The organism is Stutzerimonas stutzeri (genome assembly GCF_009789555.1).
Classification (GTDB): domain Bacteria; phylum Pseudomonadota; class Gammaproteobacteria; order Pseudomonadales; family Pseudomonadaceae; genus Stutzerimonas; species Stutzerimonas stutzeri_R.
The window spans coordinates 1,707,568-1,733,233 of record NZ_CP046902.1; the positions used below are offsets into that span (position 1 = coordinate 1,707,568).

26 protein-coding genes are annotated in these 25,666 nt (G+C 59.4%); 21 read left to right on the forward strand and 5 right to left on the reverse strand.

What is annotated here, in order from left to right; genetic code table 11:
* Positions 1-9 precede the first annotated feature (9 nt).
* From GQA94_RS07975 to hisC, 8 genes are all read left to right on the forward strand, one after another.
* Complete coding sequence (locus GQA94_RS07975) at positions 10-660, forward strand: MlaC/ttg2D family ABC transporter substrate-binding protein (protein ID WP_158187509.1); 651 nt, start codon at positions 10-12, stop codon at positions 658-660.
* Entirely contained in the window at positions 653-979 is a 327-nt protein-coding gene (locus GQA94_RS07980; RefSeq protein WP_158187510.1) for an STAS domain-containing protein, read from the forward strand. Before GQA94_RS07975 ends, GQA94_RS07980 begins: the two co-directional genes overlap by 8 nt.
* Entirely contained in the window at positions 976-1,458 is a 483-nt protein-coding gene (locus GQA94_RS07985) for a phosphate-starvation-inducible protein PsiE (protein WP_158190057.1), read from the forward strand. The genes GQA94_RS07980 and GQA94_RS07985 overlap by 4 nt, the downstream gene beginning before the upstream one ends.
* Before the next feature lie 98 nt (positions 1,459-1,556).
* Positions 1,557-1,796, forward strand: a complete 240-nt coding sequence (locus tag GQA94_RS07990) for a BolA family protein (protein ID WP_025242912.1) — start codon at positions 1,557-1,559, stop codon at positions 1,794-1,796.
* Positions 1,797-1,897: 101 nt separating this feature from the next.
* On the forward strand, positions 1,898-3,163 hold the full coding sequence (gene murA / locus GQA94_RS07995) for a UDP-N-acetylglucosamine 1-carboxyvinyltransferase (protein WP_158187511.1): 1,266 nt from the start codon (positions 1,898-1,900) through the stop codon (positions 3,161-3,163).
* A gap of 120 nt (positions 3,164-3,283) precedes the next feature.
* A complete protein-coding gene (gene hisG / locus GQA94_RS08000) occupies positions 3,284-3,913 on the forward strand; it encodes an ATP phosphoribosyltransferase (protein WP_158187512.1) in 630 nt (209 codons plus the stop codon).
* A gap of 131 nt (positions 3,914-4,044) precedes the next feature.
* A complete protein-coding gene (gene hisD / locus GQA94_RS08005; RefSeq protein ID WP_158187513.1) occupies positions 4,045-5,355 on the forward strand; it encodes a histidinol dehydrogenase in 1,311 nt (436 codons plus the stop codon).
* Between the two features lie 129 nt (positions 5,356-5,484).
* Positions 5,485-6,552, forward strand: coding sequence for a histidinol-phosphate transaminase (gene hisC, locus GQA94_RS08010; RefSeq protein WP_158187514.1), 1,068 nt, complete (start codon positions 5,485-5,487; stop codon positions 6,550-6,552).
* A gap of 36 nt (positions 6,553-6,588) precedes the next feature.
* Here hisC and algW read toward each other — a convergent pair whose 3' ends face one another.
* The gene (gene algW / locus GQA94_RS08015; protein ID WP_158190058.1) at positions 6,589-7,746 is read right to left on the reverse strand and encodes a Do family serine endopeptidase AlgW; all 1,158 of its coding nucleotides are present in this window, start codon (positions 7,744-7,746) and stop codon (positions 6,589-6,591) included.
* 213 nt (positions 7,747-7,959) lie between these two features.
* On the opposite strand from algW, the gene GQA94_RS08020 reads away from it, so the two are divergent.
* The 3 genes from GQA94_RS08020 (at position 7,960) to cysN (ending at position 11,724) form a co-directional block, all read left to right on the forward strand.
* Positions 7,960-8,718, forward strand: a complete 759-nt coding sequence (locus tag GQA94_RS08020; protein WP_158187515.1) for a Nif3-like dinuclear metal center hexameric protein — start codon at positions 7,960-7,962, stop codon at positions 8,716-8,718.
* A 177-nt stretch (positions 8,719-8,895) separates the two neighbouring features.
* Positions 8,896-9,813 carry a sulfate adenylyltransferase subunit CysD gene (gene cysD, locus GQA94_RS08025; protein ID WP_158187516.1) on the forward strand — a complete coding sequence of 306 codons (918 nt, stop codon included), beginning with the start codon at positions 8,896-8,898 and terminating at the stop codon, positions 9,811-9,813.
* Positions 9,814-9,825: 12 nt separating this feature from the next.
* Positions 9,826-11,724: a sulfate adenylyltransferase subunit CysN gene (cysN, locus tag GQA94_RS08030; protein WP_158187517.1), complete on the forward strand. Its 1,899-nt coding sequence runs from the start codon at positions 9,826-9,828 to the stop codon at positions 11,722-11,724.
* 423 nt (positions 11,725-12,147) lie between these two features.
* Here the strand turns inward: cysN and GQA94_RS08035 are convergent, their stop codons facing one another.
* Complete coding sequence (locus GQA94_RS08035) at positions 12,148-13,809, reverse strand: PglL family O-oligosaccharyltransferase (RefSeq protein ID WP_158187518.1); 1,662 nt, start codon at positions 13,807-13,809, stop codon at positions 12,148-12,150.
* Positions 13,810-13,884: 75 nt separating this feature from the next.
* Positions 13,885-14,328, reverse strand: coding sequence for a pilin (locus GQA94_RS08040; RefSeq protein WP_158187519.1), 444 nt, complete (start codon positions 14,326-14,328; stop codon positions 13,885-13,887).
* A gap of 224 nt (positions 14,329-14,552) precedes the next feature.
* Here GQA94_RS08040 and pilB point away from each other — a divergent pair, with 224 nt between their 5' ends.
* The 5 genes from pilB (at position 14,553) to yacG (ending at position 19,591) form a co-directional block, all read left to right on the forward strand.
* Entirely contained in the window at positions 14,553-16,256 is a 1,704-nt protein-coding gene (gene pilB / locus GQA94_RS08045) for a type IV-A pilus assembly ATPase PilB (RefSeq protein ID WP_158187520.1), read from the forward strand.
* Between the two features lies 1 nt (position 16,257).
* A complete protein-coding gene (locus tag GQA94_RS08050) occupies positions 16,258-17,475 on the forward strand; it encodes a type II secretion system F family protein (RefSeq protein ID WP_158187521.1) in 1,218 nt (405 codons plus the stop codon).
* Positions 17,476-17,478: 3 nt separating this feature from the next.
* Entirely contained in the window at positions 17,479-18,345 is an 867-nt protein-coding gene (locus GQA94_RS08055; protein WP_158187522.1) for a prepilin peptidase, read from the forward strand.
* Between the two features lie 443 nt (positions 18,346-18,788).
* Complete coding sequence (coaE, locus tag GQA94_RS08060) at positions 18,789-19,397, forward strand: dephospho-CoA kinase (RefSeq protein WP_158187523.1); 609 nt, start codon at positions 18,789-18,791, stop codon at positions 19,395-19,397.
* Complete coding sequence (yacG, locus tag GQA94_RS08065) at positions 19,394-19,591, forward strand: DNA gyrase inhibitor YacG (protein WP_102836851.1); 198 nt, start codon at positions 19,394-19,396, stop codon at positions 19,589-19,591. Before coaE ends, yacG begins: the two co-directional genes overlap by 4 nt.
* 49 nt (positions 19,592-19,640) lie before the next feature.
* Here yacG and GQA94_RS08070 read toward each other — a convergent pair whose 3' ends face one another.
* The gene (locus tag GQA94_RS08070; RefSeq protein ID WP_158187524.1) at positions 19,641-20,336 is read right to left on the reverse strand and encodes an energy-coupling factor ABC transporter permease; all 696 of its coding nucleotides are present in this window, start codon (positions 20,334-20,336) and stop codon (positions 19,641-19,643) included.
* 115 nt (positions 20,337-20,451) lie between these two features.
* On the reverse strand, positions 20,452-21,489 hold the full coding sequence (locus GQA94_RS08075; RefSeq protein WP_158187525.1) for an NADP(H)-dependent aldo-keto reductase: 1,038 nt from the start codon (positions 21,487-21,489) through the stop codon (positions 20,452-20,454).
* 393 nt (positions 21,490-21,882) lie between these two features.
* On the opposite strand from GQA94_RS08075, the gene rplM reads away from it, so the two are divergent.
* From rplM to GQA94_RS08100, 5 genes are all read left to right on the forward strand, one after another.
* Complete coding sequence (gene rplM, locus GQA94_RS08080; protein ID WP_019342644.1) at positions 21,883-22,311, forward strand: 50S ribosomal protein L13; 429 nt, start codon at positions 21,883-21,885, stop codon at positions 22,309-22,311.
* A 14-nt stretch (positions 22,312-22,325) separates the two neighbouring features.
* A complete protein-coding gene (gene rpsI / locus GQA94_RS08085; protein ID WP_158187526.1) occupies positions 22,326-22,718 on the forward strand; it encodes a 30S ribosomal protein S9 in 393 nt (130 codons plus the stop codon).
* 248 nt (positions 22,719-22,966) lie between these two features.
* Entirely contained in the window at positions 22,967-23,560 is a 594-nt protein-coding gene (petA, locus tag GQA94_RS08090; protein WP_158187527.1) for a ubiquinol-cytochrome c reductase iron-sulfur subunit, read from the forward strand.
* Complete coding sequence (locus tag GQA94_RS08095; RefSeq protein WP_158187528.1) at positions 23,560-24,771, forward strand: cytochrome b; 1,212 nt, start codon at positions 23,560-23,562, stop codon at positions 24,769-24,771. Before petA ends, GQA94_RS08095 begins: the two co-directional genes overlap by 1 nt.
* Entirely contained in the window at positions 24,771-25,580 is an 810-nt protein-coding gene (locus GQA94_RS08100) for a cytochrome c1 (RefSeq protein ID WP_158187529.1), read from the forward strand. Before GQA94_RS08095 ends, GQA94_RS08100 begins: the two co-directional genes overlap by 1 nt.
* Positions 25,581-25,666 lie beyond the last annotated feature (86 nt).

Sequence of the window (25,666 nt, forward strand, 5' to 3'; positions counted from 1 at the left end):
AGTATCTCGATGATGAATGTCCTGCGCCGCGGCTTGCTGGTGTTGCTGGCCTGCCTGCCTATGTTGGCCCTGGCGGCCCCAAGCGCTCACGAAGTGATCCAGAAAACCACGGATGAACTGCTTGCCGATCTGAAGACCAACAAGGACCAGTACCGGCAGGATCCGAATGCCTTCTACGAGTCGCTGAACGAGATTCTCGGGCCCGTGGTCGACGCTGAAGGGATTTCCCGCAGCATCATGACGGTCAAGTACTCGCGCAGCGCCAGTGCCGCGCAGATGACGCGCTTCCAGGAAAATTTCAAGCGCAGCCTCATGCAGTTCTACGGTAACGCGCTGCTGGAGTACAACAATCAGCAGATTCGCGTGTTGCCCGCCAGCGGCAAGCAGGATGCCGAGCGTACCAGTGTCGGCATGGAAGTGACGGGCCGTCAGGGTGAGATCTATCCGGTGTCGTACACCATGGTCAACCAGGGTGGCGAATGGCGCGTACGTAACGTGATCATCAATGGCATCAACATCGGCAAGCTCTTCCGCGACCAGTTCGCCGATGCCATGCAGAAGAACGGCGGCGACCTGGACAAGACGATCGATGGTTGGGCCGACGTGGTTGCACGCGCCAAGGATACCGAGGCCGGTCAGCAGGCGGCGGGCGATGAGTGACGGGCGCGTCGAAAGCGGCGCCAGGGGCGAGCTACGGCTCGGTGGCGTGCTCGATTATCGGTCCGGCCCAGCCCTGCGGCGGGCTGGTCAGGCCCTGATTGGCGCGGCCAAGGGCGAGCCGCTGCTGATCGATTGTTCAGCGGTGGAGAAATCCAGTAGCGTCGGGCTTTCCCTGCTGCTGGCGTTCACCCGCGATGCGACCGCCCTTGGACGTGACGTAGCGATCGTCGGTATGCCTGGCGACATGCTTGAAATTGCCAGGGTGTCCGGGCTTCTGGACGTGCTGTCGCTGGCGGACGAAACGCGGGGAGTCGCCTGATGCTGCGCTGGGCCGAAGCCGCCCGTGGCAGGGTGCACGCAATCGCCGAGTCGCTGGGCAACCTGCTGGTCGAGACTTTTCATTACCTGGCGCTGTTCGCCATCGGGGCTGTCACCGCCTGGGCCGGGCTGGTGGCCTTCCTGGGGATGATCGACAAGGGCAGCATCAGCGTCGACGATATTCTGCTGCTGTTCATCTACCTCGAGCTCGGCGCGATGGTGGGTATCTATTTCAAGACCAACCACATGCCGGTGCGCTTCCTCATTTATGTGGCGATCACCGCGCTGACGCGCTTGCTCATCTCGGACGTGTCGCATCATCACCGTCCGGACATGGGGGTCGTCTATATTTCCGGAGCCATCCTCTTGCTGGCGGTGGCGATCCTGGTCGTGCGCTTTGCATCTTCGAGGTTCCCCGCGGTCGCCTCTGGCGGTCGTCCACGACGGCCGTCCGATAGCGAGGCGGAGGTCATCGAGTAGGTGAGCTTCGTCAGGCGGGATGGCTTCGGGGTTCGCAGCCTTCGGGCTTTTTTGTATGATGGCCGACCGCGCGCGTCCGGCGCCGATCGAGGTTGAACATGCAGGCCGTAGAAGTTAAGAATTTTCTGGAAGAGAAGCTTCCAGGTGCACAAGTGGAAGTCGAAGGCGAAGGCTGCAACTTCCAGTTGAACGTGATCAGCGACGAGTTGGCGGGCCTGGGCCCGGTCAAGCGTCAGCAGCAGATCTACGCTCATCTGAATCCGTGGATCGCCGACGGCAGCATTCACGCCGTCACGATGAAATTCTTCAGCCGTGCCGACTGGCTTGCGCGTAGCTGATTGCCGGTCGCGACAGACCTATTCCAGCTTGTGCGCAGGCTTGACGCCGCGCACGGCACCTCTTCGCACGCACTTCGAGCCTGCGGGTTACGGGAACATCCATGGATAAATTGATCATTACCGGCGGAGCCCGCCTCGATGGCGAGATTCGCATTTCCGGTGCAAAGAACTCGGCTCTGCCCATTCTGGCGGCCACCTTGCTTGCCGACACCCCGGTTACCGTGTGCAATCTGCCGCATCTGCACGACATCACGACCATGATCGAACTGTTCGGTCGCATGGGCGTGCAGCCGATCATCGACGAGAAACTCAGCGTCGAAGTCGATGCCAGCAGCATTCAGACGCTGGTCGCTCCGTACGAACTGGTCAAGACGATGCGCGCATCGATCCTGGTGCTCGGCCCCATGGTGGCGCGCTTCGGCGAGGCGGAAGTCGCGCTGCCGGGCGGTTGCGCCATCGGGTCGCGTCCGGTGGACCTGCACATCCGTGGCCTGGAAGCGATGGGCGCGCAGATCGATGTCGAGGGCGGTTACATCAAGGCACGGGCGCCTGCTGGCGGCCTGCGCGGCGCACATTTCTTCTTCGATATCGTCAGCGTGACCGGTACCGAAAACATCATGATGGCGGCGGCGCTGGCCAACGGTCGTAGCGTGCTGGAAAACGCAGCGCGCGAGCCGGAAGTCGTCGACCTGGCGAACTTCCTCAATGCCATGGGCGCACAGATTTCGGGTGCGGGCACCGACACCATCGTCATCGATGGCGTGAAGCGCCTGGGCGGTGGCCGCTACAGCGTGATGCCGGACCGCATCGAGACGGGCACCTACCTGGTGGCCGCGGCCGCGACGGGCGGTCGTGTGAAGCTCAAGGACACCGATGCCACCTTGCTTGAGGCAGTGCTGCACAAACTCGAGGAGGCCGGGGCCCACATCGACACCGGCAGCAACTGGATCGAGCTGAACATGAAGGGTAATCGGCCGAAAGCGGTCAACGTCCGCACCGCGCCATACCCCGCGTTCCCGACCGACATGCAGGCACAGTTCATCGCCATGAATGCGGTCGCCGAAGGCACTGGCACGGTTATCGAGACGGTGTTCGAGAATCGCTTCATGCACGTCTATGAAATGAACCGCATGGGTTCGCAGATCCTCGTCGAGGGCAACACCGCCATCGTTACGGGCGTACCGAAGCTCAAGGGCGCGCCTGTCATGGCTACCGATCTGCGGGCTTCGGCGAGTCTGGTGATCGCGGGTCTGGTCGCCGAGGGCGATACCCTCATCGATCGCATCTACCACATCGACCGTGGTTACGAGTGCATCGAGGAAAAGCTGCAGCTGCTGGGCGCCAAAATCCGCCGCGTACCGGGCTAGCGATCGGCGACAGACCATAGCCACCGCGCCGTTGCGTCGGCGGCTATGGCGCACGACCTGCACACGCTGCCCCTGCCTGCGCCAAGGCCGCCACCAACAGGCTCCAAGGAACAACCGTCCATGCTCACCATTGCCCTTTCCAAAGGCCGCATCCTCGATGACACGCTGCCGTTGCTGGCCGCAGCCGGTATCGTGCCCACCGAAAACCCTGAAAAAAGTCGCAAACTCATCATCCCGACCACCCAGCATGACGTGCGTCTGCTGATCGTGCGGGCCACTGACGTGCCGACCTATGTCGAACACGGCGCGGCGGATCTCGGTGTGGCAGGCAAGGATGTCCTGCTGGAATACGGCGGGCAGGGTCTGTATGAGCCGCTGGACCTGAAAATCGCCAACTGCAAACTGATGACGGCCGGCAAGGTCGGTGCGGCGGAGCCCAAGGGTCGCCTGCGAGTGGCGACCAAGTTCGTCAATGTCGCCAAGCGCTACTATGCCGAGCAGGGCCGCCAGGTCGATATCATCAAGCTCTACGGATCAATGGAACTCGCGCCCCTGGTAGGCCTGGCCGACAAGATCATCGACGTCGTCGACACCGGCAATACCCTGCGCGCCAACGGGCTGGAGCCCCAGGAGCTGATTGCCATGATCAGTTCCCGCCTGGTGGTCAACAAGGCATCGATGAAGATGCAACATGCACGCATCCAGGCGTTGATCGATGCATTGCAGAGTGCAATCGCGGATCAGGGTTGAGTGTTCCGCTGGCTGCCGATCAGCCGGTTCGCCTATCGGTGTCATCGCCTAAATTCTCGGGTGCCGCCACGGCTGGCTTGTTAATCTAGGCGCCTGAAACCCGCTTGTACGCATCTCTCATGAGGCCCGTTATGACCGCTCCACTCGACATTCGCCGACTCAATGCCTCCGATCCCGATTTCTCGCGGCATCTGGAGCACCTGCTGAGCTGGGAAAGCGTGTCCGATGAGGGCGTCAATGAGCGGGTGCTGGATATCATCAAGGCAGTGCGTGAGCGCGGCGATGCGGCGCTGGTCGATCTTACGCAGCGTTTCGACGGCCTCCAGGTGTCCTCGATGGGTGACCTGATCCTGCCTCGCGAGCGCCTCGAGTTGGCGCTCGAGCGCATCAGCCCCGCGCAGCGCCAGGCGCTGGAAACCGCTGCCGAGCGCGTGCGGACCTACCACGAAAGGCAGAAGCAGGATTCCTGGAGCTACACCGAGGCCGACGGCACGGTGCTGGGCCAGAAAGTCACGCCCCTCGATCGCGCGGGGCTCTACGTGCCGGGCGGCAAGGCTTCGTATCCTTCCTCGGTGCTGATGAATGCCATCCCGGCGAAAGTGGCCGGTGTGCCGGAAGTCGTCATGGTCGTGCCGACGCCTCGCGGCGAGATCAACGAACTGGTCCTGGCGGCTGCCTGCATCGCGGGGGTCGACCGGGTCTTCACCATCGGCGGCGCGCAGGCGGTGGCCGCGCTGGCCTACGGGACACAAAGCGTGCCTGCGGTGGACAAGATCGTCGGACCGGGGAATATCTACGTCGCGACCGCCAAGCGCCATGTGTTCGGCAAGGTCGGGATCGACATGATCGCCGGGCCGTCCGAGATTCTGGTGGTCTGCGATGGCCAGACCGATCCGGACTGGATTGCCATGGACCTGTTCTCCCAGGCCGAGCACGACGAGGATGCCCAGTCGATTCTGGTGAGCCCGGATGCGGCGTTCCTCGACCGGGTTGCCGAGAGCATCGCGCGCCTGCTGCCGAGCCTCGAACGCAACGAGATTGCTCGCGCATCGCTGCAGGGTCGCGGAGCGCTGGTTCTCGTCGCCGACATGCAACAGGCAATCGAGGTCGCCAACCGCATCGCGCCCGAGCACCTCGAACTCTCCGTGGCCAACCCCGAACAGTGGCTGCCGGAGATCCGCCATGCGGGTGCGATCTTTATGGGACGTTATACCGCCGAAGCGTTGGGGGATTATTGCGCCGGGCCGAATCACGTCCTGCCGACATCGGGTACGGCGCGGTTTTCATCGCCGCTGGGGGTTTATGACTTCCAGAAGCGCTCGTCGATCATCCACTGCTCGGCTGCGGGCGCCTCTGAGCTGGGCAAGATCGCCTCGGTACTGGCCCGCGGCGAATCGCTGACCGCGCACGCACGCAGTGCCGAGTACCGGATCAAGCCGTAAGGCGACGGCGGCGGGAGGGCGTGGCGGCGGCGTAGGGAATGACGTTCGCTTGCCACTATCCCAGCGCGCCGCGCCCTCACATTCAGCCTGTGCGATCCAACCGATTGAATACCGAAGGAGAAAAGGGCAGTGAGCAAATTCTGGAGTTCCTTCGTCAAGGAACTGGTGCCCTACGTGCCGGGCGAGCAGCCGAAGCTGGCGAACCTGATCAAACTCAACACCAACGAGAATCCCTACGGCCCGTCGCCGAAGGTAATCGCCGCGATGCAGGCCGAACTCAATGACAGCCTGCGGTTGTATCCGGACCCGAACGGCGAGCGCCTCAAGCGCGCCGTAGCCGAATATTACGGCGTGCAGCCGGAGCAGGTATTCGTCGGCAACGGGTCGGATGAGGTGCTCGCCCATGCCTTCCACGGCCTTTTTCAGCACGGCAAGCCGCTGCTGTTTCCCGACGTGACGTATAGCTTCTATCCGGTCTACTGCGGGCTGTATGGCATTGAGTTCGAAGCCATTGCGCTGGATGCGCAGTTCCAGATCGACGTGGACGATTATGCCAGGCCAAACGGCGGCATCATCTTCCCAAACCCCAATGCACCGACCGGCTGCCTGCTGGCGCTCGATGCGATCGAACGACTGTTGCAGGCCAATCCCGACTCTGTGGTGGTGGTGGATGAGGCCTACATCGATTTCGGTGGCCGTTCGGCCATTGCGCTGGTCGACCGCTATCCGAACCTGCTGGTCACGCAGACCTTGTCGAAGTCTCGTTCACTGGCGGGGCTGCGTGTTGGCCTGGCTGTTGGGCATCCGGAACTGATCGAGGCGCTGGAGCGCATCAAGAACAGCTTCAATTCATACCCACTGGACCGCATCGCCATCGCTGGGGCCGCCGCGGCTTTCGAAGATCGCGAGTACTTCCATCAGACCTGTGGGCAGGTCATCGCCAGCCGCGAAACCGTTGTTTCGGCGATGCAAGGGTTGGGCTTCGAGGTGCTGCCGTCGGCGGCGAACTTCGTCTTTGCCCGCCATCCGCAGCGCGATGCGGCACGACTCGCCGCCGGGCTTCGCGAGCAGGGCGTCATCGTGCGGCATTTCAAACAACCGCGCATCGAGCAGTTCCTGCGGATCACCATTGGGGCACCGGAGCAGAACCAGGCATTGCTCAACGCCTTGGAAAAGCTCGACGACGACCTCGCTTGACCCCACCGACCGCAGGTGGCGACGGCTGCTTGCGGTTTACTGGGGGCTCTTCTCGACCAGCGGCCGCATGCCGACCTCGGCGGTCAGCGTCAAGGGTTTGCCATTGCGCAGGATGTCGATATCGATCTCATCGCCCGGTCGCGCCCGTGCGACCTGGTTCATCGAGCTGCGACCGTCGCTGGCCTGCTGTCCGTCGATGCTGAGAATCAAGTCCCCTGGCAATAATCCGGCGCGCTCGGCTGGGCCGTCTCGATAGACCCCGGCAACGACGATCCCCGGTCGTCCGGCCTGGCCGAACGACTCCGCCAGTTCAGGCGTAAGCGATTGCACTTCGACACCGAGCCAGCCGCGAATCACCTGGCCGTGCTCGACGATCGACCTCATTACCTCCATCGCAAGCTTCACCGGGATGGCGAAACCGATGCCCTGCGAACCGCCGGATTCGGAAATGATCGCCGTGTTGATGCCGATCAGATGGCCAGCGGTATCGACCAGTGCGCCACCCGAGTTGCCGCGATTGATGGCAGCGTCGGTCTGGATGAAGTCCTCGTACGTATTGAGGCCCAGCTGATTGCGCCCCGTGGCGCTGATGATGCCCATGGTCACCGTCTGACCGACCCCGAACGGATTGCCGATCGCCAGCGTCACGTCACCGATGCGGATGCCGTCGGAGCGGCCGATGGTAATGGCCGGCAAATCGGCCAGATCGATCTTGAGCACCGCCAGGTCCGTTTCCGGATCGCTGCCGATTACCCGCGCGAGGGTTTCCCGGCCGTCGCGCAAGGCCACGACAATCTGCTCGGCATTGGCCGTGACATGGTTGTTGGTCAGCAGATACCCCTCCGGGCTCATGATCACCGCTGAACCCAGGCTGGACTCCATGCGCCGCTGGCGGGGCAGGTTGTCGCCGTAGAATCGCCGGAACAGGGGATCGTCCTTGAGCATTGGCGGCTGGCTGGAGCTATCGATCACCTTGGTCGTGTAGAGGTTGGCCACCGCTGGCGCCGCGCTGCTGACGGCATTGGCGTACGAATAAGGGCCTTGTTGCGGTATGCCAACCAGCGGTGCTTGCTGCAGCCGGTATGCCGGCTCTTCGCTCAGGCCCACGAGATGCGGGTAGCGCTGAATGACCAGCAGGGCCACGAGCAGGCCTACCAGCAACGGCCAGCCGAGAAAACGCAGGGCATTGATCATCGCGATTGGAAATCCGGACAGGTTGCAGAGGGCCATGGTGCCCCTTAAGGTGGCGGCATTATACGAAGCTGGCGACGAATTGCAGCCTCGCCGATGGTGAATCTGCGTCCATCGGCGAAGCGATTGTGTACGGCTTTTTTCGGAGGGGCGAGCGTGTCGTCTGCCTCCGGTCGCCCGCATCGACTCATTGACATCGACATAAGGAACGCTCACATGGCCGTTGCGCTGACTACGCTGGTCGAAGAGGCTGATCGCTACCTGAATGCTGCAAAAATTTCCGACTACTGCCCGAACGGGTTGCAGGTGGAGGGACGGCCGCACGTCCGGCGCATCGTCAGCGGCGTTACCGCCAGCCAGGCGCTGCTCGATGCGGCGGTCGAGGCGCAGGCCGACGTGGTGCTGGTGCATCACGGCTATTTCTGGAAGAACGAAGACCCGCGCGTCATAGGCATCAAGCAGCGCAGGCTGAAGACGCTGCTCAGCAACGACATCAGCCTGCTCGCCTACCACCTGCCGCTGGACGTGCACCCCGAGGTCGGCAACAACGTGCAACTGGCGCGGATGCTCGGGCTCACCGTGGCAGGCACGCTGGAGCCGGACAATCCGCGCTCGGTCGGTCTCGTTGGCTCGCTCGATGTACCCCTTGCACCCTCGGATTTCATGCGTCGGGTGCAATCCGTGCTCGGGCGCGAGCCACTGATGATCGAAGGGCCAGGGCCAATCAGGCGGATCGCCTGGTGCACGGGCGGCGCACAGGGATATATCGACCAGGCCGTGACAGCGGGTGTCGACGCCTACCTGACCGGTGAAGTGTCAGAACCCACGGTGCATATCGCTCGGGAAAACGGGCTCAGCTTCTTCGCAGCCGGGCACCATGCCACGGAGCGTTATGGTGTCCAGGCGCTCGGCGAATACCTGGCGAAGCGGTTTGCCCTTGAGCATCTGTTCATCGACAGTCCGAATCCCGCCTGAACGGCCATGCGCGCTGGGCTGTAGCACGCAACACGAATCAGCGGCGATGGGATTCGCGCGGCATAAAGCTAGAGCATTTCGATCTAACAGACGGCCTGATTAGAATTTTGCGCCGTGCTAAAGTTGCGCCCTCGTTCCGGCCGTGCCGGCCGTCCACCTGCAAATTCGTGAGTAGCCATGGTCGACAAACTGACGCATCTGAAACAGCTGGAGGCGGAAAGCATCCACATCATCCGTGAGGTGGCCGCCGAGTTCGACAATCCGGTGATGCTGTATTCCATCGGCAAGGATTCGGCTGTGATGCTGCATCTGGCACGCAAGGCGTTCTTCCCGGGCCGTCTCCCGTTCCCGGTCATGCATGTCGACACCCGCTGGAAATTCCAGGAAATGTACCGCTTCCGCGAGAAGATGGTCGCTGAAATGGACCTGGACCTGATCACGCACATCAACCCGGATGGTGTCGCGCAGAACATCAACCCGTTCACGCATGGCAGCGCCAAGCACACCGACATTATGAAGACCGAGGGCCTGAAGCAGGCACTCGACAAGCATGGTTTCGACGCAGCGTTCGGCGGCGCCCGGCGTGACGAAGAAAAATCACGCGCCAAGGAACGCGTCTATTCCTTCCGCGACAGCAAGCATCGCTGGGACCCGAAGAACCAGCGCCCCGAGCTGTGGAACGTCTACAACGGCAAGGTGAAGAAGGGCGAATCCATCCGCGTCTTCCCGCTGTCGAACTGGACCGAACTGGATATCTGGCAATACATCTACCTGGAACAGATCCCGATCGTGCCGCTGTACTTCGCCGCCGAGCGCGAAGTCATCGAGAAGAACGGCACGCTGATCATGATCGACGACGAACGCATCCTCGAACACCTCAGCGACGAGGAAAAAGCGCGCATCGAAAAGCGCATGGTTCGTTTCCGTACCCTGGGCTGCTATCCGCTGACCGGCGCGGTCGAATCCACCGCCGCGACGCTGCCGGAGATCATCCAGGAAATGCTCCTGACGCGTACTTCCGAACGTCAGGGCCGCGTTATCGACCACGATGGCGCAGGTTCGATGGAAGAAAAGAAACGTCAGGGCTACTTCTAAGGATTACGCACCATGTCTCATCAGTCTGATTTGATCAGCGAGGACATCCTCGCGTACCTGGCCCAGCACGAGAGCAAGGAGCTGTTGCGCTTCCTGACCTGTGGCAACGTCGACGATGGCAAGAGCACCCTGATCGGGCGCCTGCTGCACGACTCCAAGATGATCTACGAAGACCATCTCGAAGCCATCACCCGCGACTCGAAGAAGTCCGGCACCACCGGCGATGACGTCGACCTCGCGTTGCTGGTCGATGGCTTGCAGGCCGAGCGCGAGCAGGGCATCACCATCGATGTCGCCTACCGCTATTTCTCCACCGCCAAGCGCAAGTTCATCATCGCCGACACCCCCGGCCATGAGCAGTACACGCGCAACATGGCGACCGGGGCATCCACCTGCGATCTGGCGATCATTCTGGTCGACGCCCGCTACGGAGTGCAGACCCAGACCAAGCGCCACAGCTTCATCACGTCCTTGCTGGGCATCAAGCACATCGTCGTGGCCATCAACAAGATGGACCTGATGAATTTCGATCAGTCCGTCTTCGAACGCATCAAGGCCGATTACCTGGCGTTCGCCGAGCGCATCGAGCTGCAGCCGACGTCGCTGCACTTCGTGCCGATGTCGGCGCTCAAGGGCGACAACGTCGTCAATCGCTCCGAACGTGCGCCCTGGTACGAAGGCCAGTCGCTGATGGAAATTCTCGAAAGCGTCGAGATCGCTGGCGACCGCAACTTCGATGATCTGCGCTTCCCGGTGCAGTACGTCAACCGGCCCAACCTAAACTTCCGTGGCTTCGCCGGCACCCTCGCCAGCGGTATCGTGCGTAAGGGCGACGAAGTGGTGGTGCTGCCCTCCGGCAAACGCAGCAAGATCAAATCCATCGTCACCTTCGATGGCGAGCTGGAACAGGCCACGCCGGGCGAGGCCATTACCCTGACCCTGGAAGACGAGGTCGACGTATCGCGTGGCGACATGCTCGTGCATGCCGACAATCAGCCGCGCATCGTCGACAGCTTCGATGCCATGCTGGTGTGGATGGCCGATGAGCCGATGCTGCCGGGCAAGAAATACGACATCAAGCGTGCCACCAGCTACGTGCCGGGCTCGATTGCCAGCATCATCCATCGCGTCGATGTGAACACCCTCGAGCATGGCGCGGCCAGCAGCCTGCAGCTCAACGAGATTGGCCGGGTCAAGGTCAGCCTGGACGCCGCCATCGCGCTGGATGGCTATGCGCAGAACCGTACCACGGGCTCCTTCATCGTCATCGACCGCCTTACCAACGGCACGGTGGGTGCGGGCATGATCATCGCCGACCCCGTTTCGCAGGGCACGTCCGGGCACCATGGTGCGTTGGCGCACGTCTCCACCGAGGAGCGCGCCACCCGCTTTGGCCAGCAGCCGGCCACCGTGCTGTTCACCGGGCTTTCCGGCGCGGGCAAAAGCACGCTGGCCTATGCGGTCGAGCGCAAGCTCTTCGATATGGGGCGCGCAGTCTTTGTGCTGGATGGCCAGAACCTGCGGCACGACCTCAACAAAGGCTTGCCGCAGGATCGCGCCGGGCGTACCGAAAACTGGCGTCGTGCTGCTCAGGTGGCGCGTCAATTCAATGAGGCGGGGCTACTGACATTGGCGGCATTCGTCGCGCCGGATGCGGAAGGCCGCGAGCAGGCCAGGGCGCTGATCGGCAGTGATCGGGTCGTAACCGTGTATGTCCAGGCGTCTCCGCAAACCTGCCAGCAGCGCGATCCGCAGGGACTGTATGCCGCAGGGGGCGACAACATACCGGGCGAGTCCTTCCCGTACGATGTGCCCGGCAACGCCGATCTGGTCATCGATACCGAGTCGTTGACGGTGGAAGAGAGCGCCAGGCAGGTCATCGACCTGCTGCGCAAGCGCGGCGCTATCTGATCGGCTAGGAAAAGCACAACGCCCTGCACGCGGGCGTTCAGGCTGGTGACAAAGACAAACCCCGCTTCTTGGCGGGGTTTTCTTTTTCGGTCTTACCGATTGGTGTGTGCTCGCCGCGAGGGCGCGCCTCCCACCACCCAAGACACCCGCTGTTTTTTTGTAGGAGGCCCGCCCCGGGGCAAAAGCTTAATCGTCACCCGAGTCGCAGATGCTGGAGACTGCCAAGCAGGACATCGGCACTGTCGCGTAAGAGCGGCGCTCTGAGTTGAACCATGGCGAAAGAAACTCTGCCGATGCGGTTTTTAACCTTTTCGAACCGTCTCTTTATTGCCACTCGCAAACTAAATGATGTGGATGAAGGTTCTCGGTTTTAGCTATTCTCATTTCTGCGTTACATCAGTTGTTAATCTAAGTTAGCTTGGTTTAGTTTTGTTTTGCTTGTTCGTAAGCGGCTTCGCCATGAAGTTTTCTGATTAGTTCTAGATAATCGCTCTCTTTTTTTGGTGTGTCGCTCAGTTTGGAGATCAATTTTATTTTATATAGATTCGCGAGATAGGGAAAGCGTTCGGTTATGTGTTCAAGATTCTTTATCTCCTCTTGAGTCATTTTTATTGGTGTGGTTCTTCTAAGGTTCTGCAGCGCTCGCAGGTGAGTCAGTAAATGGATATTGCGTAGATTTTCCGCTGGGAATCCTTTAACTTTTGCGGAGGATATTTGATATGCGAACTGGTCGCGTTGCAGCGTCTTATATTCGACGGCGATTTGGGCTAGTAGAAGCAGCCCTGCAGCACCGGCTGCTGTAACTACATATGGTTTGATCGGGAGGCTAAATCTCGCGGTCGCAGTTGATGCGATGCCAAGGAACAAGCCCAAGGGTATTAAAAAGTAAGCATAGCTATGAGGGAATTCAACCATGGAATGGGTGAGAATTATTCCTGCCGCTAGGAGTGAGTAGATTTTGTGTATGTCATTAGCGCAGTAGTTTAGGCGAATAAGCCATGCGCCTAAGCTGCCAATAATTATGATGCCCGCGAACGGTCCCGTCCAAAGAAGGATGTCGAGTATTAAATTGTGGCTATAAGTTGCCATCATTCCTGCTGGAATAGTGGAAGTATTTGCAAGTTGAGCACTGCTTATCTGGTTCCATCCATAGCCTAGGGCCGGGCTGCTAAGTATGGCAGTAATGAAATGATCCCATAGTTCTAAACGCTGCAAAGAAGTTGCTCTGCCTACCAGATCAACACTGTGCAGCATCAGTGCTTTGGCCGTGATCGGCAGGAGTATCACGCATAACGCGTAAAGAAGTGTCCAGCATGTAAGCGCTGTCAGAGTTAATCTTGGTTTAAGCGTCTTTTCTTTATAGGCCCAGAAAACTAAAAAGACTCCGCAGACCAACCAGGGTGTACGCGATTGGGTGATGGTTACGCCTGCAATCAGGAATAGTGTTAATAGCCCGGCGGAGAATGTGCTTAGCATCCTTCTTTCAAAAAAATAAAGGATGCTTGCCAGTGCCAAGCATAATAGGGTAGCTAGGTTGTTTGGCTGAGCTAGGTTTCCGAAGGGGCGTGATCCGCTTAGATTTATCTCATATATTGAGTCAGCCAATCCAAACCATTGACGAAGCGCGATCCAGGTCGACGCGATAGCGGCAATCGTGAACGCAGAAGCCAAGCATGTAGTGAGGATGTCGCGAGCGCGAGGCGCCTGCGCTATATTATAACCTGAAAACACAGCGGCGCAGAACGCAACTAAATATGACGTCGCAAGCCATGCATCGCCCGTAAATCGGAGAATGCCAAGTTGAAGTTGCAGGGCGGGAGTGGCCGAAAGAGCTAGCAGACCGAATACTGCTGGTTCTGCTTTTAGTGTCTTGGTTGTAAGGATAGCAGGGATTAATATTATTAGTGCTATAAAGCACAATGATTCTTGTTCGAAGGTTGCCCAAGGTGCGGTGTGAAAGGGCCAAAGCCAAGCAAGAGTAAAGCAAGTGGCTGCTGCTATTATGGCGTATCGACTGGCTCTTTGGATATTGGGATTTTTACTTGTTCCGAATGCTCTTATAGTTTCGTCGTTTTGATATCGCACTTAAATGGCTCGAATTAAAAAAACCGATGCGCGGCGGGCCGCGCATCGGTGGTTCAAAGGCTGATAGCTTACTGCTTAAGCTTCGCAGCCAGCTGGGCGATATTTTGCATCAATGCCTGAGCTCACTTTGCACTCATAGAGACCGTCAGTAGTGCGATCAAAGCTAATGGTGGCGCCGGTGCCGAGGCGGCCCGGATTATTGATAGTGCAGGAAATCGCTCCTGTAGCCGCTCCGGTGGTGGCGTTCGGTGCAGTAATTGTGATTGAAGAACAGTTGCCGGTAGTTACGCCGAGGCCAATCGTTGTGGCTGTGCCAGATATCGCTGCTGCACCTTTTTCGGTGTAAAGAAGCTCATAGTTGGTTTTGCCGGCGGCAATATCTGCCAAGGCTGCTGTTGCCTTAGATTTCGAGACGTAGTCTTGATAAGCCGGAATAGCAATAGCGGCAAGAATGCCGATGATCGCGACGACGATCATCAGTTCAATCAGAGTAAAACCTTTTTGCATCTGGGCTTTCATGTGTTTCTCCTTGAATGAGCAGGCGTTGGGCCTACAGTCTCTCTTGCAGCCAGCGTGCCAAGTCTCCTGTGCCGTAATTTACGGGGCTTTCTCCCTCACTGTGAACCATGCACGCTGCCTAGAATCGTGTCCTTTTGACAAATTTCGTCACATCGAAAGACGCCGTTTGGCACCCTTCGTTATCTGCGCTATAAGGCGTTGCATTAACTAGAGGGAACCATGCCATGGCGGACGACGTCGCCCTTTCCGGCCTTGCTAAACAAATGGTGCTGAGCGGCCTGCTCGATGACAAGACGGCGCTTCACGCGCAACAGCAGGCAGCGCGCAACAAGCTGTCGCTGGTGACCTATGTGGTACAAAACAAGCTCGCGAATGGACGTGCGGTCTCGGAGCTAGCGGCCGACCAGTTTGGCGTGGCCTATATGGATCTCGACGCGCTGGACAAGGAAAGTCTGCCAAAGGATATCGTTAGCGAGAAGCTGGCGCGCCAGCATCGAGCTTTGCCGCTGATCAAGCGTGGCAATAAGCTCTTTGTAGCGGTCTCCGACCCGACCAATCACCAAGCCGTTACAGATATTCAGTTCAGTACAGGTCTGACCACCGAGGCGGTTCTGGTGGAAGACGACAAGCTTGGGCGGGCTCTCGACAAGTTTTTTGAAAGCGCGACGTCTGGCCTAGAGGGCCTCGGTGATGTGGATCTGGACGGTGTGGACGTCCAAACCGTGTCGGATGACGGCGTAAGCGATGATGCTGGTGAGGCGGCCGACGACGCGCCAGTCGTGCGTTTCGTCAATAAGATGCTGCTCGATGCCATTCGCGGCGGGTCTTCCGATTTGCACTTCGAACCCTACGAGAAAGCCTACCGGGTCCGGTTCCGTACGGACGGTATCCTGCATGAAATCGCCCGTCCTCCAATTCAGTTGGCGCCGCGAATCTCCGCACGGCTGAAGGTAATGGCGGGCCTGGATATTTCCGAGCGCCGTAGGCCGCAAGATGGTCGGATCAAGATGAAGCTATCGAAGACCAAGGCTATCGACTTCCGTGTGAATACCCTGCCTACCTTGTGGGGCGAGAAGGTCGTGATGCGGATTCTCGACCCCAGCAGTGCGCAGATGGGCATCGATGCGTTGGGCTATGAAGAAGATCAAAAGGCGCTGTACATGCAGGCGCTCCAGCAGCCGCAAGGCATGATCCTGGTAACCGGGCCTACCGGATCAGGCAAAACGGTTTCCCTTTATACCGGCTTGAACATCCTCAATACGGTCGATGTGAATATCTCCACGGCGGAAGATCCGGTGGAAATCAACCTGGAGGGGATCAACCAGGTGAACGTCAACCCCAAGCAGGGTATGGATTTTTCCCAGGCGCTACGTGCGTTTCTGCGCCAGGACCCGGACATCATCATGGTCGGGGAAATACGTGACTTGGAGACGGCCGAGATTGCGATCAAGGCAGCGCAAACCGGCCACATGGTGATGTCGACGCTTCACACCAACAGTGCGGCGGAAACCCTGACGCGCCTGCGCAACATGGGTGTGGCGGCGTTCAATATCGCGACTTCGGTGAACCTGATCATCGCCCAGCGGCTTGCGCGCAAGCTGTGCAATAGTTGTAAAAAGGAAGTCGATCTGCCGCGTGACGCTTTGCTGGAGGAGGGCTTCCCGGCGGACAGGATCGGAACCTTCAAAATCTACGGTCCGGTCGGCTGTGACAATTGCACCGGCGGATACAAAGGTCGTGTCGGTATTTATGAAGTGGTTAAAAACACGCCGGCACTGGCCAGGATTATCATGGAGGACGGCAACTCCATCGACATTTCCACCCAGATGCGTAAAGACGGCTTCAATGACCTGCGTACGTCGGCTTTGCTGAAAGCCATGCAGGGCGTGACCAGCCTGGAAGAAGTCAACCGGGTGACCAAGGACTAACATGGCGCAGAAAGCGGTAAAAACCAGTGTCTTTACCTGGGAAGGGACGAACAAGCAGGGCGCAAAGATAAAAGGCGAGCTCAGCGGTATCAGCCCCGCGCTGGTCAAGGCGCAACTTCGCAAGCAGGGCGTCAATCCGCAGAAGGTCCGTAAAAAGTCGGTATCGCTGTTCAGTGCCGGCAAGAAGATCAAGCCGATGGACATTGCCCTGTTTACTCGCCAGATGGCGACCATGATGAAGGCCGGCGTGCCGTTGTTGCAGTCCTTCGACATCATCGGCGAGGGGTTCGATAACCCGAACATGCGAAAGCTGGTGGACGATCTGAAGCAGGATGTGGCGGCAGGCAACAGCTTTGCGGCGGCGCTGCGCAAAAAGCCTCAGTACTTCGATGATCTGTATTGCAACCTGGTCGACTCGGGTGAGCAGTCGGGCGCGCTGGAAAGCTTGCTCGATCGCGTCGCGACGTACAAGGAAAAGACCGAGGCGCTGAAGGCGAAGATCAAAAAAGCGATGAACTACCCCATCGCGGTGGTGCTTATTGCTGTCATCGTGTCAGCGATACTGCTCATAAAGGTCGTTCCGCAGTTTCAGGAGGTCTTCGCCAATTTCGGTGCTGAGCTGCCCGCGTTTACGTTAATGGTCATCGGAATTTCAGAAGCGCTACAGACCTGGTGGCACGTGGTATTGCTTGGCTTGTTCGGTACTGCTTATGCGTTTAAAACGGCTCATGGTAAGTCCGAGGGTTTTCGTAACTGGTTTGATCGGTTCTTGCTCAAGGTTCCGGTTGTAGGTGACATTCTCTACAAATCGGCGGTGGCGCGTTTCGCTCGCACGTTGGCGACTACCTTTGCTGCCGGTGTGCCGCTTGTTGATGCGTTGGACTCGGTCGCAGGTGCTACCGGCAACGTGGTATTTCGCAACGCTACGATGAAGGTCAAGAACGATGTTTCCAGTGGCATGCAGCTGAATTTCTCCATGCGAACCACTGGAACCTTCCCGAGCATGGCGATCCAGATGACAGCCATTGGCGAGGAGTCAGGTTCTCTGGATGAGATGCTTGCGAAGGTCGCAACTTTTTATGAGGACGAAGTGGATAACATGGTAGATGGGCTCACTGCCCTGATGGAGCCGATGATTATGGCGGTTCTTGGCGTGTTGGTCGGGGGCTTGATCATTGCGATGTACCTGCCGATTTTCCAGCTAGGGGCTGTGGTGTAACTAATGGACGTGGCAATTTTTCTGGCCAGCAACACGCTGGCCTTTGTTTTTTGCGCGCTCGTGCTGGGCTTGTTGGTCGGCAGTTTTCTCAATGTCGTGATCCATCGCCTGCCGCTCATGATGCAGCGGGATTGGCGCGCTCAGGCGCGTGAGTTTCTCGACTTGCCGGGCGAGCCGTCCGCGACGTTCAATCTGGTTTTGCCTCATTCCCATTGCCCGCATTGCGATCACGAAATTCGCCCATGGGAAAACATTCCGCTGGTGAGTTGGCTCGCGTTGCGGGGGCGGTGTTCGTCCTGTCGTGCGCCGATCAGTCGACGCTATCCTTTGGTGGAGCTGCTCTGCGGGCTATTGTCCGCTTACGTCGCCTGGCACTTCGGCTTTTCCTGGGAGGCGGGTGCGATGTTACTGCTGACCTGGGGGTTGCTGGCGATGAGCATGATCGATGTCGATCACCAGCTCTTGCCTGATTCCATCGTGCTGCCGTTGCTATGGCTGGGGCTGATCGCCAATCAGTCCGGGCTGTTCGCTTCGTTGCCAGACGCGCTCTGGGGGGCGATTGCCGGGTATCTCAGCCTGTGGTCGGTGTACTGGTTGTTCAAGCTGGTGACCGGCAAGGAGGGCATGGGCTACGGGGACTTCAAGTTGCTGGCCATGCTGGGAGCCTGGGGTGGCTGGCAGGTTCTGCCGTTGACCATTCTGCTGTCGTCCGTGGTGGGCGCGGTGCTGGGTACGATCATGCTGCGTATGCAGAAGGCCGATACCGGCACGGCGATTCCCTTCGGCCCCTATCTCGCGATTGCCGGCTGGATCGCGTTGCTATGGGGCGACCAGATCACCTCGAGCTATCTGCAGTTCGCCAGGCTCTAACGGCAAGGCGTGCCTGATAAGGTAATCCGAACCTGACGCCCGACCTCCGTCGCCACCGCTCCTGTGGGAGGCGCGCCTCGCGGCGAATGCTGGCGCCAACTCACGGCGGAAGCGTTCGCCCCGGGGGCGGGCCTCCTACGTGAAGACATTCGAGGCCGGCGCCGAAGCTCCGTCCCTGATCGCTCCTGTGAGAGGCGCGCCTCGCGGCGAATGCGTGGGCTGCCAGCTCATGGCGGAAGCGTTCGCCCCGGGGCGGGCCTCCTACGTGAAGACATTCGAAGTCCGCGCCGAAGCTCCTTCCCTGACCGCTCCTGTGGGAGGCGCGCCTCGCGGCGAATGCGTGGGCTTGATCGTTGAACCGGTCTTGACCGGTCTCGTGCTCTTGCATCCTCGCTTTTCAGGCGTTACTACTGCGCGTCGTTTTCCGGTCAGGACGGTTTGTGATGAAGCCTTGGGTGCTTGGGTTGACGGGGGGTATCGGCAGCGGCAAAAGCGCTGTGGTGCAGGAGTTCGGTCGGCTCGGCGTGCATTGGGTCGACGCCGATCATGCCGCCCGCTGGGTTGTGGAGCCCGGCAGACCGGCGTTGAGGATGATCGCCGAGCGCTTTGGTGAGGCGGTTCTGGCGCCCGACGGCAGCCTGGATCGTGCGAAACTGCGCGAACTGGTTTTCCGAGAACCGGCGCAGCGTAAGTGGCTCGAAGAACTGTTGCACCCCTTGATCCGCCAGGAAGTCGCCGAGCATCTGGCTCGAGCCACCTCCCCGTACGCGATCATGGTGTCGCCGCTGCTGGTGGAGTCCGGCCAGTATCGGCAGGTAGACCGTGTCCTCGTGGTGGATGTGCCCGAGGCGTTGCAGCTGGAGCGTGCCATTCGGCGTGATCAGTCCAGTGAAGAGCAGATTCGCGCCATCCTCAAGGCTCAAGCCAGCCGCGAGGAGCGCTTGCGCCATGCCGATGATGTGCTGGTCAATGACCGTGATCTGGCATGGTTGGGCGCTGAGGTCGAGCGTCTACATAATTTCTATCTGACGCTACGAGGAGGTCAGGAATGAGTACTACGGTTGTCGAATGCCCGACCTGTGGCGCACCGGTCGAGTGGAGTGTGAAGAGCCCGAATCGCCCGTTTTGTTCGGAGCGTTGCAAGTTGATCGATCTGGGCGCGTGGGCCTCCGAGGAGCATGCGATCCCCGGCAATGAACTCGAGGATGACCTGTTCTCGGATGACATGCCGCCGCGCCAACACTGAATCGGTGATTGGGTCTGTCGCTGCGGCGGTGCGCGGGCGCGGGACGGGTTCAGTCCTGTCCGTCACCGTCGTCGTCCTTCCAAGGGGCTTGTAGGTAGCGGCTGCGGTTGAAGGTTTCCATCCAGTCCGGATAGAACACGACCAGGGCGCTCACCGCGGTTCCGTTGATGAACGCCTCGGGAAACATCACCAGCCAGATGTAGCCGGCAAAGTCGTCCAGCCAGGGCGGCATCGGATAGCGGCCATCGAACAGTAGGACGCCCAGCCCGGCGAGTATGCAGAAAAGCGCCGCAAGGCCGGCTGCGAAGAAACCCGAAAAGAATATGTAGACGAACAGATTGCGAGGCTGGGTGCGCTCGACGGCTATCGCGCAGAGTTCGGTGACCGTGACCGGTATCAGCACCAGCAATACGCCGTTCAGTCCAAGGGCTGCGAGTTGTTGGTGACCGGTCGCCACCAGGCCGAGCTGGGCGACGAAGGCGGCCAGAATAGCCAGTGGCCAGTCCAGCAGCAGCGTCACGGCGGTGAGGCCGATGAAGTGAAAGGACAATCCCGAGTCGAAGTCCCGACGAACCAGCCACAGCAGGAAGACCGCCAGGACGGCGCCAAACAGCAGATGCTGGCGCCGGGTATCGCTGAACAACTCGACCCAGGGGGCGCGGATGCAGGCCCAGGTCAATCCGGCGGCATAAAGCAGCCAGCCCAGAAAAAGACTCGACGGCGCGAGCAGTTCGGCGGCAATCATCTTCAAGGCTCCTCGCGCCAGGTGCTTGCGGTGGCGATCGCAGCAGGGTCACTGCGGACCTTCCGGCCGAACCCGCTCGCCTGCGGCGCGGGCGGGCAGCCCTGAAGGTTGTGCGTCAGGGGGCGGGGTTGGGTTGTTCGGTGTGAATCGACTCGATGGCCTCGAGCACCTCGGTGGACAGCTGCAGCTCGGTACTGGCGATGTTGTTGTCCAATTGTTCGAGCGAAGTGGCGCCGATGATATTGCTGGTGACGAAGGGTTGCCGGGTCACATAAGCCAGCGCCATCTGGGCCGGATCCAGGCCGTGCTCACGGGCCAGCGCAACGTAACGGGAGCAGGCCGCCTGCGACTGTGGATTGGTATAGCGCGCAAAACGGCTGAACATCGTGATGCGGGCCCCGGCCGGGCGCGCGCCTTGCTCGTATTTACCGCTGAGCATGCCGAAGGCCAATGGTGAATACGCGAGCAAGCCACACTGCTCGCGAATCGCGATCTCGGCCAGGCCGACCTCGAAGCTGCGGTTGAGCAGGTTATACGGATTCTGGATCGAAACGGCGCGGGGCCAGCCCCTGGCTTCGGCAAGCTGGAGGAATTTCATGGTGCCCCAGGGCGTCTCGTTGGACAGTCCTATATGACGGATCTTCCCGGCCTTCACCTGTTCGTCGAGCGCCTCGAGGGTGTCCTCGAGGGGGGTGAAATCCTGATCCTTATGGCGATAGCCGAGCTGGCCGAAGAAATTGGTGCTGCGTTCCGGCCAGTGCAGTTGATACAGATCGATCCAGTCCGTCTGCAGTCGCTGGAGGCTGGCGTCCAGTGCGGCGACGATATGCTGCCGGTTCATTTTCAATTGCCCGTCACGGATGTGGCTGATGCCATTGCCGGGGCCTGCGATCTTGCTGGCCAGTATCCAGTCGGCACGGTTTCCGCGGGCCTTGAAGTAGTTGCCTATATAGCGCTCGGTGGTGGCGTAGGTTTCCGCTCGTGGCGGCACCGGATACATTTCGGCGGTATCGATAAAGTTGATGGCCGCGTCCTTGGCACGATCGAGCTGGGCGAACGCCTGGTCCTGATCGTTCTGCTCGCCCCAGGTCATGGTGCCCAGGCACAGCGAGCTGACCTTCAATTCGGTGCGGCCTAGTTGGCGCCGTTCCATGCAGTATCCTTTTTCGTCGGTTGGGGTTGTGGATCGGATTATGGGAACGAACGATAAGTTTCGTCCCGATCGATGCCAGGGAGAGGCCGAGTGTGGCGCTCGATTATGCCTTGACGGCTGGCGAGGCGAAAATCCTTGGCGATTCGCCTGTCGATCATGCTTGCTATTTTGCGCGTAATCCGGATAATTCCGCAGCCTGTCGCCGGGGATGCCTAGCCCGCTGACGCAAACACAAGGTAGGGGATGCCTAGCCTACCGAACACTGCCGTAGCGGACGCGCTGACCCGAGCCCCCGATAGCGTCTGTTTCCGGCTGTCCTGGTCTTGCCAGGGCGAGCACCATTCAGTAAGATTCGCCGTCTTATTTTCAGGGCGGCCCCTGAGGCTATAACGAATGAAGACTTTTACTGCTAAACCGGAAACCGTCAAGCGCGACTGGTTCGTCGTCGACGCTGCCGGCCAGACCCTGGGTCGTCTGGCAACCGAAATCGCTAGCCGCCTGCGTGGCAAGCACAAGGCGGAATACACCCCTCACGTCGATACCGGTGACTACATCGTCGTTATCAATGCCGAGCAAGTGCGTGTTACCGGTGCGAAAACCACCGACAAGATGTACTACTCTCACTCCGGTTTCCCGGGTGGCATCAAGTCGATCAACTTCGAGAAGCTGATCGCCAAGGCGCCAGAGCGTGTGATCGAGACCGCGGTCAAGGGCATGCTGCCCAAGAACCCGCTGGGTCGCGACATGTATCGTAAGCTGAAGGTGTACAAGGGTGCCAACCATCCGCACACCGCTCAGCAGCCCCAAGAACTGAAGATTTAACGGAATAGTTCATTATGTCGGCGACTCAAAACTACGGCACTGGCCGTCGCAAGACTGCAACCGCTCGGGTGTTCCTGCGCCCGGGTACTGGCAAGATCTCCATCAACAACCGCGAGCTGGACAACTTCTTCGGGCGTGAAACCGCTCGGATGGTGGTTCGTCAGCCCCTGGAACTGACCGAGACCGTCGAGAAATTCGACATCTACGTGACCGTTCTCGGTGGTGGTGTGAGTGGTCAGGCCGGTGCGATCCGTCACGGTATCACTCGCGCACTGATGGAGTATGACGAGTCCCTTCGTCCTGCTCTTCGCAAGGCTGGCTTCGTTACTCGCGATGCTCGCGAAGTTGAACGCAAGAAGGTCGGTCTGCGTAAAGCGCGCAAGCGTCCGCAGTACTCGAAGCGCTAATTCGCTTCACGAGAAACGCCCAGCTTTATCCGAAGCTGGGCGTTTTTTTATGGGCTGATTTTGTCCATGCGACAGCGTGTCGCGTTTATGGAGCCCCGATTTTCGGGGCTTCGCGGCCAGTTGTGTCCGGTTATTACCTTGTCATGCGAGGGGCTTTTCTTTACCATTTGGCGAATTTTTTCGCGGCTGTTTTACGTAGTAGACGCCTGCTTTCGGTAGGCCATAAGAAACTGATGGGAGACGACTGAATGAGCAATGACGGCGTGAATGCTGGCCGGCGTCGCTTCCTCGTAGCCGCTACTTCGGTAGTAGGTGCTGCAGGAGCGGTGGGTGCCGCGGTCCCGTTCGTGGGATCGTGGTTCCCGAGTGCCAAGGCCAAGGCAGCCGGTGCACCGGTTAAGGTAAATATCAGCAAGATCGAGCCAGGCCAGCAGATGGTCGCCGAATGGCGCGGTCAGCCGGTGTTCATCGTGCGTCGTACCGAGGAGGCGCTGGCCAATCTGGACAAGCTCACCGATACGGTTGCCGACCCGAAATCCGAAGCGTCCGAGCAGCCGACCTATGTCGATCCCACGGTTCGCTCGATCAAGCCGGAAGTGCTGATCCTGGTTGGATTGTGTACGCATCTCGGTTGTTCCCCATCCTTCCGTCCGGAGGTTGCGGCGCCTGATCTGGGTGCCGATTGGCTCGGCGGTTACTTCTGCCCGTGCCATGGTTCGAAATATGACATGGCTGGCCGCGTCTACAAGGGGCAGCCTGCGCCCTTGAACCTGCCGGTTCCCCCTCATTCGTACGAGACGGACTCTTTGGTCGTCATCGGCGTGGACCAGGAGAACGCGTGATGAGCAAGTTCATGGAGTGGGTCGATGCGCGCTTCCCCGCGACCAAGATGTGGGAAGACCATCTCAGCAAGTATTACGCACCGAAGAACTTCAACGTCCTGTACTTCTTCGGCTCATTGGCCCTGCTGGTTCTGGTCAACCAGATTCTCACCGGTATCTGGCTGACGATGAGCTTCGAGCCCTCGGCCGAAGGTGCGTTCGCGTCCGTCGAATACATCATGCGTGACGTGGAGTACGGCTGGATCATTCGCTACCTGCATTCGACGGGAGCTTCGGCGTTCTTCGTCGTGGTCTATCTGCACATGTTCCGCGGCATCCTCTACGGCTCCTACCAGAAGCCGCGCGAGCTGGTGTGGATCTTCGGGATGATGATCTACCTGGCATTGATGGCCGAAGCCTTCATGGGCTACCTGCTGCCGTGGGGCCAGATGTCCTACTGGGGCGCGCAGGTGATCATCTCGCTGTTCGGCGCCATTCCGGTCATCGGCGCGGACCTGACGCAGTGGATTCGGGGTGACTACCTGATCTCCGGCATCACGCTGAACCGCTTCTTCGCGCTGCATGTCATCGCGTTGCCGATCGTGATCCTCGGGCTGGTCGTGTTGCACATCCTGGCGCTGCACGAGGTCGGTTCGAACAACCCGATGGGTGTGGACATCAAGAAGAGCAAGGACGAGGCGGGCGTGCCGCTTGATGGCATTCCGTTCCATCCCTACTACACGGTCAAGGATATCGTCGGTGTGGTGGTGTTCCTGTTCGTGTTTTGCGCAATCGTGTTCTTCTTCCCGGAGATGGGTGGTTACTTCCTCGAGAAGCCGAACTTCGAAGTGGCGAACGCCTTCAAGACCCCTGAACATATCGCGCCGGTCTGGTACTTCACGCCTTACTACGCAATCCTTCGGGCGGTTCCGGACAAGCTCCTCGGCGTAATCGCCATGGGTGCTGCCATCGCCGTGCTGTTCGTGCTGCCGTGGCTGGATCGCAGTCCGGTGAAGTCCATGCGCTACAAGGGCTGGATGAGCAAGATCGCGCTGGTGTTGTTCTGCATCTCCTTCATCATCCTTGGCGTACTCGGCGTGCTTTCCCCTACGCCTGAGCGTACGTTGGTATCTCGGATCTGTACTGCTATCTACTTCGGTTACTTCATCCTGATGCCGTTCTACACCAAGCTTGAGAAGACCAAAGTAGTTCCGCAGAGGGTGGCTGGCTGATGAAAAAGCAAATTGCTGCATTGATTCTTGCACTGGTGCCGGCATTTGGTTTCGCCGCTGTTGGTGGTGCTCCCCTTGATAAGGTCGATATCGACCTGACCGACAAGGCGGCGTTGCAGGATGGACTGAAAACCTTCGCCAACTACTGCATGGGTTGTCATGGCGCGCAGTACCAGCGTTACGAGCGCGTCGCGACTGACCTGGGTATCCCCGAGGACGTCATGCTCGAGAATATCGTCTTCAGTGACGCCAAGATTGGTGACCACATGAAGATCGGCATGACACCCGAGGAAGGCAAGACCTGGTTTGGCGCGGCGCCGCCGGACCTGACGCTGGTGGCACGGGTTCGTGGCAATGATTGGCTGTACACCTACCTGCGCAGCTTCTACGAGGACCCTGCGCGTCCGTATGGCGTCAACAATACCGTGTTCCCGAACGTGGGCATGCCTCACGTACTGGCGCCGCTGCAGGGCCGTCAGGTGCTGCCAAGCAAGCTGCCAGAAGGCGAGTCGGTGGCATGCAAGCAGGTTCAGGTCGTCGAGGATGGTCGTAAGCAGTTCGATCCGCTGACCGGCACCCCGATCACGCACGAAGATTGTCACGCTATGACGGTCGTGCCCGGCACCGGTGAGTTGACCGAGGCGGAGTACGACGAGAAGGTCAAGAATCTCGTGACGTTCCTGGCCTACTCGGCAAACCCGGTCAAACTGGAAAGCCAGCGCATTGGTACTTACGTGCTGCTGTTCCTGGCGTTCTTCTTCGTATTCGCCTATCTGCTCAAGCGGGAATACTGGAAAGACGTCCACTGATCCCTTGCTGTTTTGCGGTACCCTGCGCGCGCCCTGATGGGCGCGTGCTTTTTTCTGCCATCTGATAATTCCAATGAGGAGGGACC

Coding starts and splice junctions, on each gene's coding strand:
- GQA94_RS07975 (WP_158187509.1), top strand. CDS start 10: ATGATGAATGTCCTGCGCCGCGGCTTGCTGGTGTTGCTGGCCTGCCTG.
- GQA94_RS07980 (WP_158187510.1), top strand. CDS start 653: ATGAGTGACGGGCGCGTCGAAAGCGGCGCCAGGGGCGAGCTACGGCTC.
- GQA94_RS07990 (WP_025242912.1), top strand. CDS start 1,557: ATGCAGGCCGTAGAAGTTAAGAATTTTCTGGAAGAGAAGCTTCCAGGT.
- murA (WP_158187511.1), top strand. CDS start 1,898: ATGGATAAATTGATCATTACCGGCGGAGCCCGCCTCGATGGCGAGATT.
- hisG (WP_158187512.1), top strand. CDS start 3,284: ATGCTCACCATTGCCCTTTCCAAAGGCCGCATCCTCGATGACACGCTG.
- hisD (WP_158187513.1), top strand. CDS start 4,045: ATGACCGCTCCACTCGACATTCGCCGACTCAATGCCTCCGATCCCGAT.
- algW (WP_158190058.1), bottom strand. CDS start 7,746: ATGATCAATGCCCTGCGTTTTCTCGGCTGGCCGTTGCTGGTAGGCCTG.
- GQA94_RS08020 (WP_158187515.1), top strand. CDS start 7,960: ATGGCCGTTGCGCTGACTACGCTGGTCGAAGAGGCTGATCGCTACCTG.
- cysD (WP_158187516.1), top strand. CDS start 8,896: ATGGTCGACAAACTGACGCATCTGAAACAGCTGGAGGCGGAAAGCATC.
- cysN (WP_158187517.1), top strand. CDS start 9,826: ATGTCTCATCAGTCTGATTTGATCAGCGAGGACATCCTCGCGTACCTG.
- GQA94_RS08040 (WP_158187519.1), bottom strand. CDS start 14,328: ATGAAAGCCCAGATGCAAAAAGGTTTTACTCTGATTGAACTGATGATC.
- pilB (WP_158187520.1), top strand. CDS start 14,553: ATGGCGGACGACGTCGCCCTTTCCGGCCTTGCTAAACAAATGGTGCTG.
- GQA94_RS08050 (WP_158187521.1), top strand. CDS start 16,258: ATGGCGCAGAAAGCGGTAAAAACCAGTGTCTTTACCTGGGAAGGGACG.
- GQA94_RS08055 (WP_158187522.1), top strand. CDS start 17,479: ATGGACGTGGCAATTTTTCTGGCCAGCAACACGCTGGCCTTTGTTTTT.
- coaE (WP_158187523.1), top strand. CDS start 18,789: ATGAAGCCTTGGGTGCTTGGGTTGACGGGGGGTATCGGCAGCGGCAAA.
- yacG (WP_102836851.1), top strand. CDS start 19,394: ATGAGTACTACGGTTGTCGAATGCCCGACCTGTGGCGCACCGGTCGAG.
- GQA94_RS08070 (WP_158187524.1), bottom strand. CDS start 20,336: ATGATTGCCGCCGAACTGCTCGCGCCGTCGAGTCTTTTTCTGGGCTGG.
- GQA94_RS08075 (WP_158187525.1), bottom strand. CDS start 21,489: ATGGAACGGCGCCAACTAGGCCGCACCGAATTGAAGGTCAGCTCGCTG.
- rplM (WP_019342644.1), top strand. CDS start 21,883: ATGAAGACTTTTACTGCTAAACCGGAAACCGTCAAGCGCGACTGGTTC.
- rpsI (WP_158187526.1), top strand. CDS start 22,326: ATGTCGGCGACTCAAAACTACGGCACTGGCCGTCGCAAGACTGCAACC.
- petA (WP_158187527.1), top strand. CDS start 22,967: ATGAGCAATGACGGCGTGAATGCTGGCCGGCGTCGCTTCCTCGTAGCC.
- GQA94_RS08095 (WP_158187528.1), top strand. CDS start 23,560: ATGAGCAAGTTCATGGAGTGGGTCGATGCGCGCTTCCCCGCGACCAAG.
- GQA94_RS08100 (WP_158187529.1), top strand. CDS start 24,771: ATGAAAAAGCAAATTGCTGCATTGATTCTTGCACTGGTGCCGGCATTT.